The organism is Pasteurella sp. WM03 (genome assembly GCF_004570945.1).
Classification (GTDB): Bacteria; Pseudomonadota; Gammaproteobacteria; order Enterobacterales; family Pasteurellaceae; genus Rodentibacter.
Genome location: NZ_SPPO01000001.1, coordinates 1 through 15,204 on the forward strand (window position 1 = coordinate 1; position 15,204 = coordinate 15,204).

At 40.1% G+C, this 15,204-nt stretch carries 12 protein-coding genes; 7 read left to right on the forward strand and 5 right to left on the reverse strand.

The genetic code is table 11. The annotated features are described in order from the left end of the window. Positions 1-273: 273 nt before the first annotated feature. Positions 274-2,481 (reverse strand): M10 family metallopeptidase C-terminal domain-containing protein, encoded by a 2,208-nt coding sequence (locus tag E4T92_RS11125; protein WP_135092936.1) that lies wholly within the window; start codon positions 2,479-2,481, stop codon positions 274-276. Positions 2,482-2,733: 252 nt separating this feature from the next. On the opposite strand from E4T92_RS11125, the gene E4T92_RS00010 reads away from it, so the two are divergent. Then, positions 2,734-3,561, forward strand: a complete 828-nt coding sequence (locus E4T92_RS00010) for a DUF5718 family protein (RefSeq protein ID WP_135092937.1) — start codon at positions 2,734-2,736, stop codon at positions 3,559-3,561. A 40-nt stretch (positions 3,562-3,601) separates the two neighbouring features. Here the strand turns inward: E4T92_RS00010 and birA are convergent, their stop codons facing one another. Continuing rightward, complete coding sequence (gene birA / locus E4T92_RS00015; RefSeq protein ID WP_135092938.1) at positions 3,602-4,507, reverse strand: bifunctional biotin--[acetyl-CoA-carboxylase] ligase/biotin operon repressor BirA; 906 nt, start codon at positions 4,505-4,507, stop codon at positions 3,602-3,604. A gap of 134 nt (positions 4,508-4,641) precedes the next feature. On the opposite strand from birA, the gene guaB reads away from it, so the two are divergent. The 3 genes from guaB to guaA all read left to right on the forward strand — a co-directional run bounded on the left by guaB (position 4,642) and on the right by guaA (position 8,451). After that, positions 4,642-6,105, forward strand: coding sequence for an IMP dehydrogenase (guaB, locus tag E4T92_RS00020; protein ID WP_077540513.1), 1,464 nt, complete (start codon positions 4,642-4,644; stop codon positions 6,103-6,105). Positions 6,106-6,205: 100 nt separating this feature from the next. Further along, positions 6,206-6,871 carry an HAD family phosphatase gene (locus tag E4T92_RS00025; protein WP_135092939.1) on the forward strand — a complete coding sequence of 222 codons (666 nt, stop codon included), beginning with the start codon at positions 6,206-6,208 and terminating at the stop codon, positions 6,869-6,871. Between the two features lie 20 nt (positions 6,872-6,891). Next, on the forward strand, positions 6,892-8,451 hold the full coding sequence (gene guaA, locus E4T92_RS00030; RefSeq protein ID WP_135092940.1) for a glutamine-hydrolyzing GMP synthase: 1,560 nt from the start codon (positions 6,892-6,894) through the stop codon (positions 8,449-8,451). A 37-nt stretch (positions 8,452-8,488) separates the two neighbouring features. Here guaA and xseA read toward each other — a convergent pair whose 3' ends face one another. The 3 genes from xseA to E4T92_RS00045 are packed head-to-tail and all read right to left on the reverse strand — an operon-like array spanning position 8,489 to position 11,365. Next, positions 8,489-9,841: an exodeoxyribonuclease VII large subunit gene (xseA, locus tag E4T92_RS00035; protein ID WP_135092941.1), complete on the reverse strand. Its 1,353-nt coding sequence runs from the start codon at positions 9,839-9,841 to the stop codon at positions 8,489-8,491. Further along, positions 9,834-11,054 carry a cupin domain-containing protein gene (locus E4T92_RS00040; RefSeq protein ID WP_077540508.1) on the reverse strand — a complete coding sequence of 407 codons (1,221 nt, stop codon included), beginning with the start codon at positions 11,052-11,054 and terminating at the stop codon, positions 9,834-9,836. Before E4T92_RS00040 ends, xseA begins: the two co-directional genes overlap by 8 nt. Then, a complete protein-coding gene (locus tag E4T92_RS00045; protein ID WP_077540534.1) occupies positions 11,051-11,365 on the reverse strand; it encodes an RnfH family protein in 315 nt (104 codons plus the stop codon). The genes E4T92_RS00040 and E4T92_RS00045 overlap by 4 nt, the downstream gene beginning before the upstream one ends. A 177-nt stretch (positions 11,366-11,542) precedes the next feature. Between E4T92_RS00045 and pth the strand changes: the two genes are divergently transcribed. The 3 genes from pth (at position 11,543) to E4T92_RS00060 (ending at position 15,197) form a co-directional block, all read left to right on the forward strand. Then, positions 11,543-12,127 carry an aminoacyl-tRNA hydrolase gene (pth, locus tag E4T92_RS00050; protein WP_135092942.1) on the forward strand — a complete coding sequence of 195 codons (585 nt, stop codon included), beginning with the start codon at positions 11,543-11,545 and terminating at the stop codon, positions 12,125-12,127. A 49-nt stretch (positions 12,128-12,176) separates the two neighbouring features. Beyond that, positions 12,177-13,268, forward strand: a complete 1,092-nt coding sequence (ychF, locus tag E4T92_RS00055; protein ID WP_135092943.1) for a redox-regulated ATPase YchF — start codon at positions 12,177-12,179, stop codon at positions 13,266-13,268. Positions 13,269-13,331: 63 nt separating this feature from the next. Next, positions 13,332-15,197 (forward strand): acyltransferase family protein, encoded by a 1,866-nt coding sequence (locus tag E4T92_RS00060; RefSeq protein ID WP_135092944.1) that lies wholly within the window; start codon positions 13,332-13,334, stop codon positions 15,195-15,197. Positions 15,198-15,204: the final 7 nt, after the last annotated feature.

Below are 15,204 nucleotides of genomic sequence, written 5' to 3' on the forward strand. Positions count from 1 at the left end.
ATAATAATACATCACTTAAAGTAATATGAATTTCTAGTTTCAGCACCTATTAAGACTTCAAAATTAAAATATTTTAATAAGTCAATCAACAAGTGCCCACACAGATTGTCTGATTCGTTGTTAAAGAGCAAAAAATAACGACGCACTGCAAAATTCACATCTCTCACAACAGCGCGTCGTTGTGTGGGGCGTATTATAGGAAAAAATTAGACCTATGCAAGCACTTTTTACAAAAAAATTATAAATTGCTATTAAATGACTAAATTATCACCATTAAAACACGATATTTTCTACACCTACCTCAGTTTTATTCAAAATTTGAGCTAAAACAAAACTTTGATTGTCCACCTGATAATTTAATGTTTGATTTTCTGTATCCCAATGTAAAAGCGTATTTGCCTTCACATCATTAGAAAATAACCTGTCGAAATGTTGTGTAATTCCCAATACAGATAAATCTAGCTTATCCTCTTGAGAATCAAAATCTACAATTATATTAAGCTCTTGATTTTTAAAATCATTATTCCCTAATACAAAAACATCCTTACCTTTTCCACCTGAAAGAATATTGTTGCCCTCCCCACCGTCTAGCCGGTTATCCCGATCATTCCCTAAAATATGTTCAATCTGAGCAGTCGAACGGCTAGAAAAATTAGTTTGTTCCCCTAATTGATAAACAACCGTTGGCAAACTCTCCCCTGCAGACTTTCCATTTTCTTGTAATTGAGTGTAGGCAACCGTACTCTTAGAATCATAGGGATCTGAATGGAAATAACGTTCAACAACATCAGCAATACCATCATTATCGCTATCTTGAGTATAAGAATTTGGCATCTCTTGCCATTTATCGTGACGACTACCGAAAGAAAAATGCTCAACCAATTTATCGGTTTTCTCGTAAAAGCGTATCAACGAATGTGAATCTAGCCAATCTCTTTTTTCAGGTTCAAAACGAACAGCATTTTCGTAAGTCCCAAAACCATCACCAATTTTATCTTTTACTTCTTTAGCAAGAGAATTGCCTACCCCAGCACCAATAAGCCCGCCAGCAGCAATTCCTAACCCTAAACCTCCAGTAATAAGACCCAGTATACCAAGACCAATGGCTCCGATGGCAGCACCTCCTCCAGTTGCTGTACTAACAACACTGCTCGGTACTCCCCCATCAGCCAAAAACTCCCCATTAATCACATAGGAATTGGTTTTATAGTGTGGGACATTGCTGGTAACATCATCATTACTGATCTCCTCTTTAACCAAGCGGTCATTATTAATACGAGCCAGATCCAATGCTTCCTCTGATTCTCTAGTCGTTAAAAGCATCAGTGGATTAAAAATCGCACTATGTTTCATTTTTGCCTGTAATTCAGGGCTTTGTTGCATTACATAAGCAGTAAAATACTGAGATAAATAACCACCGAGCGAATGCCCTGTGGCATAAACCGAATCAGACTTTTCTAGTAACTCTCTAATGTTCTCTTCTTTTTCTATCTGTTCTGCCTGCTTCGGTGTAACACCACGTAGGGCTTTTAAATCTGCATACCAATCTTGAAAATTGAGCCATTTACCCTTAGAACCTCTAAAAGCAAATACTAATTGCTCATAGCCACCATTCTCTTTTTTACCTTGACCAAAAATGGCATAATCTAAACCACTCCCTAAAAAATCGCCTTTATGTTCAGCTTCAACAAATTCCCAATTCTTAACAAAATCTCGCCCCTCTTCCTCACTAAAACTCAGATTAAATCCTTCCTTTTTGTCTTCGTTAATTTTATTCCATTCGATTAAATCTTCTTTATCGTTAAAAATGGCTTTGAGTTCTTTCTCATCTTTGTAAGAAAGTGTACTGAAAGTACGTAAATCCCGTTCTGATACATTCCAACACTGAGGATTCGGATCAAGCATATCAAATAAACCGTCTTTATCACTATCAAGCCGGCTGTTAAGTTTAAAGGTTTCAAAATCATATTGATAAGATTTCAAACTGATCGCTTTTTCGGATACATTTTCCTCTGACTGAGCGTCTGATTTTATTTGTTCTGGCTGATTTTGCTCTAGTTGAATTTCATTTTTTTCTTCCGTCTTACTTTCGACACTTGGTTGTGGTTTTAACGATGTAGGAGGTAACATTGCATTTTGCTCTTCAATTGATGAACCTTGTTGCGCCTCATCAGTTTTTTTCTCAACAGATTGTCCACCACCATTACTTCTACTACCAGACAATAAAGCAATGCCTCCACCAAATGCCGCTAATCCGCCTAAAAAATACCATTTTAATGAAGACTCCCCTTTTTCACTCCCTTCTACAGTCTCTTCCAACTGTTCTTCAGGTAATTTTTCAGATGCAAATTGAGCTTCCGTAGCCTGTATAGGTGTCCTTTTTTGTGGGACAAGACTTTCATCAACTAATCCCTCAGTCTGAGTTGGCGGCAAATTTTCTTCAACGGCATTAACGTTTACAATATTTTTCATTTTATTCATATAACCTCCATAAAATAGGTAAAAAGTATTGAGAAATGATCACATTCCTCCTCATAAATCGAACAATTTTTGATTATATATTGTTTTTTTTTTGATCAATCTTATATATTCTGCCTAATAAAAATCAATGCTTAACTCAACATAAAATATAGAGGATAAATAATGCTTCCAGCAAAAGCAAAAAATCATTTCTTAATGATTTTTCATTCACTAAACGTTAAAATTCAAACAATTTTTATCGAGGAGAATACAATGCATAACAATTTTATCGGCTTAGGCGTAGCAGGTAATTTTGCCGGCCATTTAGAACAAGCGGGCGAGGCGGCGGATTTTTTACAGGTGAAAACGCTAGAGGCTGTACAGCCCAAAGCGATTTTCCCTTTTTATGTACCCAGTGAAAACTTGGACGAGTATCAATTTCTGTCCACCTATCCCCTTTCCCATTCAGAAATTCGTTTCCCAAATGATGCGGACAATCTACAAATTGAACCTGAAATTGCCTTAATGTGCGAAATTCAATATTCTCTCGGAAAAGTGACCGCACTTTTGCCGACTCATTTTGCCGCTTATAACGACTGCTCCATTCGCCGCCCAAATGCTCGCAAAATTTGTGAGAAAAAGAATTGGGGGGAAAAATCCAAAGGCATTGCGGCAAATTGGTTAGCCTTAGATCATTTCAATACTGGCGGAGTGTTGGACGATTTCCATATCGCCTGCTTCCATAAACGCAATGGCGTAATGAATGAGTACGGCATTGATAGCCCGGCGGTGGGGTATAGCTATTTTCATCAAAAATTATTGGATTGGATTATCGATCGGATGAATAATCAGCTTGATGAGGGTCCGATGAACAATATCGCAGTATTACTTAAAACGGCAAATTATCCGAGACAAGCCATTATCAGCATTGGCGCAACACGTTACACCGACTTTGGCGAACACCATTTCCTGCAAGTTGGCGATACCAGTATTGTGGCGGTGTATAACGCTAAACGCTACTCTCATTCTCAAATCACTGAAATGGCAGAAAAAGAGCAATTTGAGAGTGATATTTCCTCTCTCATACAAAAGGTGATTTAAATCTAAGTGCGGTTAAAAACAACGAAATTTTTAACCGCACTTATTTTCTACGTAGGGAGACTTCGCCACCGTTAAAAGTGCGAAGTTCACTTCCGCATTGTACTTGTAAGCGTCCTCGCTCATCAATACCTTGCTCAATACCGGAAACCACACCCTGCTCAGTAAGAACATTCACCTCTTGGTAAGAAAACGCATTATGTCTCTGCCAGACTTGTCGAAATTCTTCACTAATCCCTTCTTTTTCGAAACGGTTTAAATACCTATACAGATGTTGAATTAATTTCGGAAATAAAATTTGGCGATCCGCATTAGGATCAATTTCACACAATTGTGTATAAGGTTGGTTAATACCTGTTTTTTCCGGTAACGACACATTGATTCCTACACCAATAACAAGGTTTAAATAACCATTTTTTACATTCGGAATCTCAACTAGAATACCGCCCAGTTTTCGCCCATTAAATAAAATATCGTTCGGCCATTTCACTTGTGCACCAAACGTCTCTGCAATCGCAAGCCCCACGACTAAACTCAACCCTTCAATTGATTTTTTAGGATCGAATGTCCAATAAAAACTAAACATCATTTGACCGGCAAAAGGTGACAACCATTGACGACCACGCCGCCCACGACCAGCCGTTTGATATTCCGCAAGACAAAGATCGCCTTTTTGAAGATGAGCAATATTTTGTAAAATCCATTCATTAGTGGAGGATATTACCGGTTCATAATGTACCCGATAGGGTAAAAGAGCGGTTGAAATTTGCTGTAAATTGAGTAAAGGCAACTGCGGTATTAATTGATAGTGTGAGGCATTTTCTTCAATATTTAGCCCCAACTCTCTCAACTGCTGCACATCAAAAGCCACATTTTGCGAAAATGTCGCCAATTCTGACCGCACCTTTGGCGTGCAATCGGACAAACTGGTTAATAATGCCAAATTCATACTTCTTCCCATCACGAAAACGTTTGCAAATCATAGCATAAAATCTAAAAATTTCATTTTCAACGCCATATAAAATCTGTATAATCCCGCCGCAATATTTTTTAACATTCATTTTTAACGACGGAAATATTGCTATGCTTAGAATCAAAAAAGAAGCGCTGACATTTGATGATGTTCTTCTTGTCCCGGCACATTCTACCGTGCTTCCAAACACGGCTAATCTTTCAACCCAACTCACTAAAACTATTCGGCTGAATATCCCCATGCTCTCTGCAGCGATGGATACGGTCACCGAAACCAAATTGGCAATTTCCCTCGCCCAAGAAGGCGGGATTGGCTTTATTCACAAGAATATGTCTATTGAACGCCAAGCTGATCGTGTGCGTAAGGTGAAAAAATTCGAGAGTGGTATTGTTTCCGAACCGGTTACCGTTTCACCAACGCTTACGCTTGCAGAATTAGCCGAACTTACCAAGAAAAATGGTTTTGCCGGTTATCCAGTGGTTGATGCGGAGAAAAATCTGGTAGGTATTATCACTGGCCGTGATACCCGTTTCATTTCAGATTTAAGTAAAACGGTAGCGGATTTTATGACGCCAAAAGAGCGATTAGTCACCGTCAAAGAAGGGGCGTCCCGTGAAGAAATTTTCCACTTAATGCATGAAAATCGTGTGGAAAAAGTATTGGTGGTAAACGACAATTTCAAATTAAAAGGGATGATTACCCTAAAAGACTACCAAAAAGCCGAAAGTAAGCCGAACGCCTGTAAAGATGAATTCGGACGTTTACGTGTGGGGGCGGCAGTGGGGGCTGGCCCGGGTAACGAAGAACGTATTGATGCTTTAGTCAAGGCGGGCGTCGATGTATTGTTAATCGACTCTTCACACGGTCATTCCGAAGGTGTGCTACAACGTGTGCGTGAAACCCGTGCCAAATACCCAGATCTTCCTATCATCGCCGGTAATATTGCGACAGCTGAAGGTGCTATTGCTTTGGCTGATGCCGGAGCAAGCGCCGTGAAAGTAGGGATTGGCCCCGGCTCAATCTGTACCACTCGTATCGTCACCGGTGTAGGCGTACCACAAATCACGGCGATTGCCGATGCCGCAGAAGCCTTGAAAGATCGTGGTATTCCGGTCATTGCTGACGGCGGTATCCGTTTCTCCGGTGATATTGCCAAAGCCCTCGCTGCCGGTGCAAGCTGTGTGATGGTGGGGTCAATGTTTGCCGGCACGGAAGAAGCCCCTGGCGAAATTGAGCTTTACCAGGGCCGTGCCTTTAAATCCTATCGTGGTATGGGTTCATTGGGTGCCATGGCGAAAGGTTCATCGGATCGCTATTTCCAATCGGATAACGCCGCCGACAAACTCGTGCCCGAAGGTATTGAAGGACGTATTCCATACAAAGGTTATTTAAAAGAAATTATCCACCAACAAATGGGCGGATTACGTTCTTGTATGGGCTTAACGGGCTGTGCCACCATTGATGAACTTCGTACTAAAGCGGAATTTGTACGAATCAGCGGTGCAGGTATTAAAGAAAGCCACGTTCACGATGTGACGATTACTAAAGAAGCCCCGAATTATCGAATGGGGTAAGCTGTAAAGTGGGCTTTAGCCCACTTTTGTTGTTTAAAGTGCGGTCATTTTTCACAAAGTTTTTCAAAATTTGAACGTTTATACTGAATAAGGAAGCCCTATGCTCCAAGCAATTATCTTTGATATGGATGGTGTGATTGTCGATACTGAATTTTTAGAATACGGCTTACAAACACAGTTTATTGAATCCATCAAAGAACACGACCGCACTTTAACTCCACTCGAATATTCAGAATTGGTAGGAAAAGGGTTGTCTGACATTCCTGAAATTGTAAAAAAATTAAGTGGTTCTTCATTACCATTAGAAGAAATCAAACAACGCTATTTTGATTTTTTCAATCAACTTTTTTCAAAAGTGGATTATCCTTCAATTTTCCGTTCTGATATTCAAAAAATTATTGATTTTGCCAAACAACACCATATTAAACTGGCAGTAGCCTCCTCTTCTCGCCTTGAACATATTCAGACTATTTTGACGAAATGTGGTATCATTCAACACTTTGATTTTATTGTCAGTGGCGAACAATTTGAACGTAGCAAGCCTGATCCGACAATTTATCGCTACACCCTCAAAAAATTAGATGTGCAAGCAAAAAATGCTGTAGCGATTGAGGATTCATTTTTCGGCATTCAAGCGGCAAAATCTGCCGGTATTCCTGTGATTGCCTACGAAGAAAAACGAATACTTATTGACCAATCCGAAGCCGATTATTGTGGCAAGGATATGATCGAAATTTCAACCATCATTCAAAAGTTACATTATTAACCATTTTATTAAGGTAAAAAATGACAAACATTCACCATCATAAAATCCTCATCCTCGACTTTGGTTCACAATATACCCAGCTGATCGCACGTCGTGTGCGTGAAATTGGGGTGTACTGCGAACTTTGGGCGTGGGATGTAACCGAAGAACAAATCCGAGAATTTAACCCAACGGGGATCATTCTTTCAGGCGGACCGGAAAGTACCACGGAAGAAAACAGCCCACGCGCGCCGGAATATGTCTTTAATGCAGGTGTGCCGGTACTGGGTATTTGCTATGGTATGCAAACGATGGCAATGCAATTAGGCGGTTTAACGGAAACCTCCGATCACCGTGAGTTTGGTTATGCCTCTGTTTCATTGGAAAATTCGACCGCACTTTTTGCGAACCTCAACGATGGCGATAACAAATTAGATGTTTGGATGAGCCACGGCGATAAAGTGACTCGTTTGCCTACTAACTTCAATGTAACCGGTACAACGCCAACCTGCCCAATCGCCGCCATGTCTGACGAAAGCCGCCATTTCTATGGCGTGCAATTCCACCCTGAAGTTACCCACACCAAAAGTGGTTTAGAATTATTAACGAATTTTGTGGTGAACATTTGTGGTTGTGAGACCAAGTGGACGGCTGAAAATATTATTGAAGACGCCGTTGCCCGCATAAAAGCACAAGTGGGCGATGATGAAGTGATTTTAGGCTTATCAGGTGGCGTAGATTCCTCTGTTGTCGCCTTATTATTGCACCGCGCAATCGGCAAAAACTTGCACTGTGTCTTCGTGGATAACGGCTTATTACGCTTAAACGAAGGCGATCAAGTGATGGAAATGTTCGGCAATAAATTCGGTTTAAACATCACCCGTGTGAACGCAGAAGATCGTTTCCTAAGCGAACTCGCCGGCGTGGATGAACCAGAAGCGAAGCGTAAAATCATCGGTAAAGTCTTCGTCGATGTGTTTGATGATGAATCGAAAAAATTGCCAAATGTAAAATGGTTGGCACAGGGTACGATTTATCCTGACGTGATCGAATCCGCCGCTAGCAAAACAGGCAAAGCACATGTGATTAAATCACATCACAACGTGGGCGGTCTGCCGGATTATATGAAGCTCGGTTTAGTCGAACCATTGCGTGAACTATTCAAAGACGAAGTGCGTAAAATCGGCTTAGCGCTCGGTTTACCGGCAGAAATGCTCAATCGCCATCCATTCCCAGGCCCTGGGTTAGGGGTGCGTGTGTTAGGTGAGGTGAAAAAAGAATACTGCGATCTCCTCCGCCGTGCCGATGCGATTTTTATTGAAGAATTACACAAAGCAGATTGGTATTACAAAGTCAGCCAAGCTTTCACCGTGTTCCTTCCGGTGAAATCCGTCGGCGTAATGGGGGACGGTCGTAAATATGACTGGGTTGTTTCTCTCCGAGCCGTTGAAACCATCGACTTTATGACCGCTCATTGGGCGCATTTACCATACGAGTTATTAGGCAAGATCTCCAATCGAATTATCAATGAAGTGAATGGTATCTCTCGCGTTGTGTATGACGTAAGCGGAAAACCACCAGCAACAATTGAATGGGAATAACGAAAAAGTGCGGTTATACCGCACTTTTTTAATATCTTTACAAAATTTTGTGATGAATATCTACCTTAATTTCCACAATCCGGCTAATAATCTTTCCATCAGTCATTTTCGTGGTGATCAATTCTTCTTGAGCGACATCTTTCACACTTGTAATCGCTTTCCCTTGAGTGTTTTGAGCAATGGAATAACCACGAGACAATACTTTCAATGGGCTTAATCCGTCTAGTTTGCCACATAAAGTCGCAAGCCTATTTTGGCGTTCTGTCAATCGGCGGTTTGTGCAGAAATGCAATTGCCCTTGTAATTGCACTAATTGTTGTTGATAACGTTGGATACGATAAGGTAAGGGATTTTGTGCCAAACGAAGGGAAAGCGCGGTCAATTTTTGCTGTGTTTTTTCAACCTGACGTTTCATCGCAAACTGTAAACGCTGTGCCAGTTGCTCATTTTTTGCCTGTTGAACACGCAGTTGATTCTGCGGATGTTGATTTTGTAAACGCAATGTTAGTTGCTTTAAATGCTGGCTTTTTTCTGTTAATAATCGGTCAAGCGCGATATCTAAACGCTGTTGCTGATGGCGGAGTTGTTGCAGTAACTCCCCTTGATTTCGGCTGACCAATTCTGCCGCCGCCGAGGGAGTCGGCGCACGAAGATCAGCAACAAAATCGGCAATAGTGACATCCGTTTCATGACCTACGGCACTGATAATCGGTAACGTGGAGCGAAAAATCGCACGTGCAACAGATTCCTCATTAAAACACCAAAGATCTTCTAACGAACCGCCGCCCCGCCCGACAATCAGCACGTCCACTTCTCGCCGTACATTTGCCAGTTCGATCATCTGCACAATCTCAGCCGTTGCCTCTTTGCCTTGCACGGCTGTGGGATAAATCACTACCTTCAAACTCGGATCACGACGAGCCAAAATGTGCAAAATATCTTGTAATGCTGCGCCGGTAGAGGAAGTGATAATCCCTACGGCTTTACTAAAGTGCGGTAAATTTTTCTTGAGATTTTGAGCAAAGAGTCCTTCTGCCGCCAATTTCATTTTCAGGGCGTCAAATTGCTGTTGTAACAAGCCTTCACCCGCAGAATGCATGGATTCAATGATGAGTTGGTAATCCCCCCGTGGCTCATATAAACTCACATTAGCACGCACCAAGACTTGCATCCCATTTTGCGGACGAAACGCCACACGCAAATTTTTCATCCGAAACATCGCACAACGCACCTGTGCATTTTCATCTTTTAAGGTGAGATACCAATGCCCCGATACCGGTTGGGTAAAATTAGAAATTTCCCCCGTCAGCCAAATTTGTGAAAAATTGTTTTCCAACATTTGGCGTGCCGCATTATTGAGTTGGGATACTGAATAAATATTATCAGACATATTCATCGAGCAACACCCAGCCATCGTCCAGCCAGTTACAAATTGAATCTAACAATAATTCCATCGTCGTTTCCGGATCTTCCGTTTCATTCGTTAAATCCGTTAAAAACGCCCAATCTAAGTATTCACCGTCCGCTAAGCGTTTCAAAACTTCCGTTTCCACCAAGTTTAACTCATCCAACCATTCGCCATTGGCATAAATGCGAAGGGGATTTTCCGTGTAGAGCAACTTGCAATTATTATCCTGACAAAGTAACGCCCCCTGTTCTAAATCGGCACGGACCTCTTCAGGATCACTCATTTCTTCAGAAACCAACAGTTCATAACGGCGTGAACTCACCGCGCTTGCCACAGCCTGTTTGAATAACTTATCAAAGGCTTCTGAATGGGCTAGTTTATCCAGTAGTTGTTGTTTCATCACCTGAATATTTTCGTCGGCAAGCTTACCGCTACGCTGTACCGATTGTGTTAAGCGAAGCGGTAAATCAAATTCACTTAAATTCAAATCCGGATCTTGATGGCAAAAACCTTTACTAATGCCATCAATTAAATGGGTCAAATTCGGATAACGCAGACCGAAAGAAAAAGTCAAACAATCTTCCTCCGCCACGCCATAATGTGCCATACGGGCGGGAATATAAAGAATGTCGCCCGGATTCATAACCTCATCAATCACCAATTCCCCCATATCGTCAAAAATACGAATCGGCTGATTCGGTTTAAATTCGGTACTCGGATCACACCATTTTCCCAACTGCCAACGGCGGCGGCCATAGCCTTGCACTAAAAACACATCATATTCATCATAATGTTTGCCCACCGAGCCACCTTTCGGCGCATAAGACACCATAATGTCATCACGTTGCCATTGGGGAATAAAACCAAATTTGTTCCAAAGTTGTCCTAATTCCGGCGACCATTGTTCCATATTTTGCACCAGCACCGACCATTTCTGTGGCAAATGTTTAAAATCCTGTTCCGTTAAAGGGCTAAAAAACACTTTCCAATCATCATCCGAAAAGGTTTTAATTAAACGTGCCGTGACATCTTCATTTTGCGCCAATTCGATAATATCTTGCGGTTCAAACTGCCCCACAATTTCAGGCAACCCGTTGCGGATAATGAGTGGCTTTTTCTGCCAATAATCCCGCAAGAAAATTTCAGGGGTAATATGCTCGGGTAAGCAAAAATCGGCTTGGGAAAGTGCGGTCATTTTTGGACTCCTTTTTCTTTATTGGCTTGAGCGGCTTGTTCTGCTGCCCGTTTACGGCGGATTTCTTTCGGATCAGCCAGTAAGGGACGATAAATTTCAACACGATCGCCCTCTTTCAATATATCGGTTAATTTTGTCGGACGACTGAAAATGCCCACTTTATTCTCACGTAAATCAATATCGGTAAATTGTTGCAGAATACCAGATTGCAAAATGGCAGTTTGTACCATTGTGCCCTCCTCCACTTGAAAAGATTTTAAATAATAGCGTTCCGGCAAGGCATAGGCGATTTCAATATTGATCTGATTCATTATGCTTTCTTTATACAAAAAATTTTGGCTATTATAGCGGAAAAGTGCGGTCAATTTTAACGATAAAATAAGGAAATATATTAATTTTGGCGGGCGTGCTTGTTCTTGCGTTATAGATTGAGAATTTACCTGCATTTCGCTACAATACGCCACTATTTTTTAACATCATTATGCAATATGTCTGAAATTAAACTCATTGTTGGACTTGGTAACCCTGGCGATAAATATGCCGAGACACGGCATAATGCCGGTGAATGGTTGGTAGAACGTTTAGCGTATCGTTTCAATGTTACGCTTAACCCCGACAATAAATTCTTCGGTAAAACCGCCCGCACGTTGGTGAATGGAAAAGAAGTCCGCCTGCTTGTGCCGACCACCTTTATGAACTTAAGCGGTAAATCCGTAGGCGCACTGGCGGGATTCTATCGAATCAAACCGGAAGAAATTCTTGTGATTCATGACGAGTTGGATTTATCACCCGGCACGGCAAAACTCAAACAAGGCGGCGGACACGGCGGACATAACGGCTTAAAAGATATTGTGGCGCAGTTAGGAAATAGTAACAATTTTTACCGTTTACGCCTTGGCATTGGACATCCAGGACATCGTGATTTGGTAGCCTCTTATGTGCTAAGTAAACCGTCTCCGACAGAGCGTAACATGCTTGAAAAAGCCTTGGACGAGGCAACAGATTGCGTAGAGATGATTTTTAAAGACGGCATAGTAAAGGCGACTAATCGCTTAAACAGTTTTAAAATTTAAAAGTGCGGTCATTTTCGCAACTTTTTTAACTCAATATTAAGGAAAAAATATGGGATTTAAATGTGGTATCGTGGGCTTACCAAACGTAGGGAAATCCACCCTTTTTAATGCGCTCACTAAAGCAGGTATTGAAGCGGCGAATTATCCGTTCTGTACAATTGAACCAAACACCGGCGTGGTCCCAATGCCGGACCCCCGCCTTGATGCTCTTGCAGAAATCGTCAAGCCGGAGCGTGTCCTTCCAACCACCATGGAATTTGTGGATATCGCTGGTTTAGTGGCAGGTGCAAGTAAAGGCGAAGGCTTGGGTAATAAATTCTTAGCAAACATTCGTGAAACCGATGCAATTGGTCATGTTGTTCGCTGTTTTGAAAATGACGATATTGTTCACGTGGCAGGGAAAATCGATCCGTTAAACGATATTGAAACCATCAATACCGAACTTGCCCTTGCTGATTTAGATAGTTGCGAGCGAGCCATTCAACGCTTACAAAAACGAGCCAAAGGCGGTGATAAAGAAGCGAAATTTGAACTTTCAGTGATGGAAAAAATCCTTCCCATCCTTTCTGAAGCGGGGATGATCCGCTCCGTTCCTCTCGATAAAGAAGAGTTACTTGCGATTAAAAGCTATAACTTCCTCACTCTAAAACCGACGATGTATATCGCCAACGTTAATGAAGACGGTTTTGAAAACAACCCGTATCTTGAAAAAGTTCGTGAGTTTGCCGAAAAAGAAGGCTCAGTAGTTGTGCCGGTATGTGCCGCCATTGAAGCGGAAATTGCGGAATTGGAAGAGGAAGAAAAAACAGAGTTTTTACAAGATTTAGGCATTGAAGAACCCGGCTTGAACCGTGTGATTCGTGCAGGATACGCCTTATTAAATCTTCAAACCTACTTCACCGCCGGTATAAAAGAAGTACGTGCGTGGACTGTTTCCGTAGGCGCTACCGCACCAAAAGCCGCTGCCGTTATTCACACGGATTTCGAGAAAGGCTTTATTCGTGCCGAAGTCATCGCCTATGAAGATTTTATCCAATTCAAAGGGGAAAATGGTGCAAAAGAAGCCGGCAAATGGCGTTTAGAAGGGAAAGATTACATCGTGCAAGACGGCGATGTGATGCACTTCCGTTTCAACGTATAAATCTAATTCAACACGACCGCACTTTTAAAGTGCGGTCTTTTTTAGAAAAATTTGGGGAACTTTATGTCTATTAAATATCGTCCAGAAATTGATGGTTTACGTGCAATTGCAGTCATTTCAGTCATCATTTTCCATTTAAATGAAACTTGGCTTCCTGGTGGCTTTCTTGGAGTAGATATTTTCTTTGTAATTTCAGGTTTCTTAATTACTGGAATTATTATCACTGAAATAGAAGAAAATCGTTTTACTTTCCAAAATTTTTATAATAGGAGAATTAAACGAATTTACCCTGCCTTTATTACCGTTATGGCACTGATTTCTTTTATTGCTTCCGCTATTTTCATTTATAATGATTTCAATCAATTAAGAAAAACTATTGAATTAGCCACATTATTTTCATCTAATTTCTATCTTGGATTCACACAAGGTTACTTTGATTTAAATGCCAATGAAAATCCTGTATTACATATTTGGTCATTAGCTGTTGAAGAACAATACTATTTAATTTTTCCACTATTACTTATTTTTTCTTATAAAAAATCCAGAAAAATAAAAAACTTACTTTACATCACATTACTATTTTTTATAACATTAATTTTAACATCCTTTATCCCTATTAATTTCTACAAAGACGTTTTAAACCAACCCAATATCTACTATCTATCAAACCTACGTTTTCCTGAATTATTAATTGGCTCACTCTTAGCAATTTTTAATAAATTAACAAATCAGCAAATCAGCAAATCAGCAAGCAATATTATTGCCATTTCAAGCTCAATTTTATTAATTTTTTGCTTGTTTTTTATACACAAAAATATGAACTTTATTCCTGGTATAACATTAATTCTTCCTTGTATACTATCTGCGCTGATTATTTATAGCACAACAAAACAAAATCTGATAAAAAGCTTTTTATCAAATAAGGCTATTGTTTTTATTGGAAAAATATCTTATTCGCTATACCTATATCATTGGGTATTTATCACCTTTACTTATTACATTACAGGAGAAAAGGTATTAACTAATTATCAAATATTAGGGATTTTAATAGTTACCGTTATCTTTTCTATCCTAAGCTATTACATTATTGAGCAGCCAATTAGAAAATCTAAGCTCACCTTTAAAAAAGTATTTTTCTATTTATATCTTATTCCTTCAGCTACACTAATCGGATATAACATTTATGCGAAAGGAAAATTAAAACAGGAAAAAGAGTATATTGAACAAAATACTCAAGATTTTATAAGTATGAATAATTTACCTCCAAAAATTATAACTATAGGTGATTCCCATGCAGAACATCTTGAATATTTTCTTGATTATGTCGGCCAAAAAGAGGGATGGAAATCAGAGATTTTGAATTTAGGACCTAAATGTCAAGTAATGGTTAATGACGCTTCTCATGTTATACCTGAATGCCAATCCCAATGGGATAAGGTAGAAAAATATGACATCGTATTTATTTCTGGGTTTTATGATTTAAGAATGGGAGGACAACCTGTGCCAAGATTTGAAACAGATTCCTATATTATTCCTAATTTTCAATCTAGATTTAAAGCAATGGTGAAAAAACTTGCAGAATCCAAACCCGTTTATGTTTTTGCAAATAACAGTTCTATTACCCGTTCTCCTATTCGTGGTCACTTATTGGAAAAATATGGTCTTGAAAAATATTTACAACCGGTTCGTAGAATGGGCAATATTGATACGAGTAATGAGATCATTCATGATTTAATTAAAAACATTCCAAATGTTTATTGGGTTGACGCTCAGCAATACTTACCAAAAGATAGTGTTATATCTGAAGGAAGGTATCTCTATGGCGATCAAGATCACTTAACAAATTTTGGCTCTTACTATATGGGACGAGAATTTAATAAATACCAAAGAATTCTCTCAGAAGAACAAGTACAAAACTTATATAAATAACCCTCTA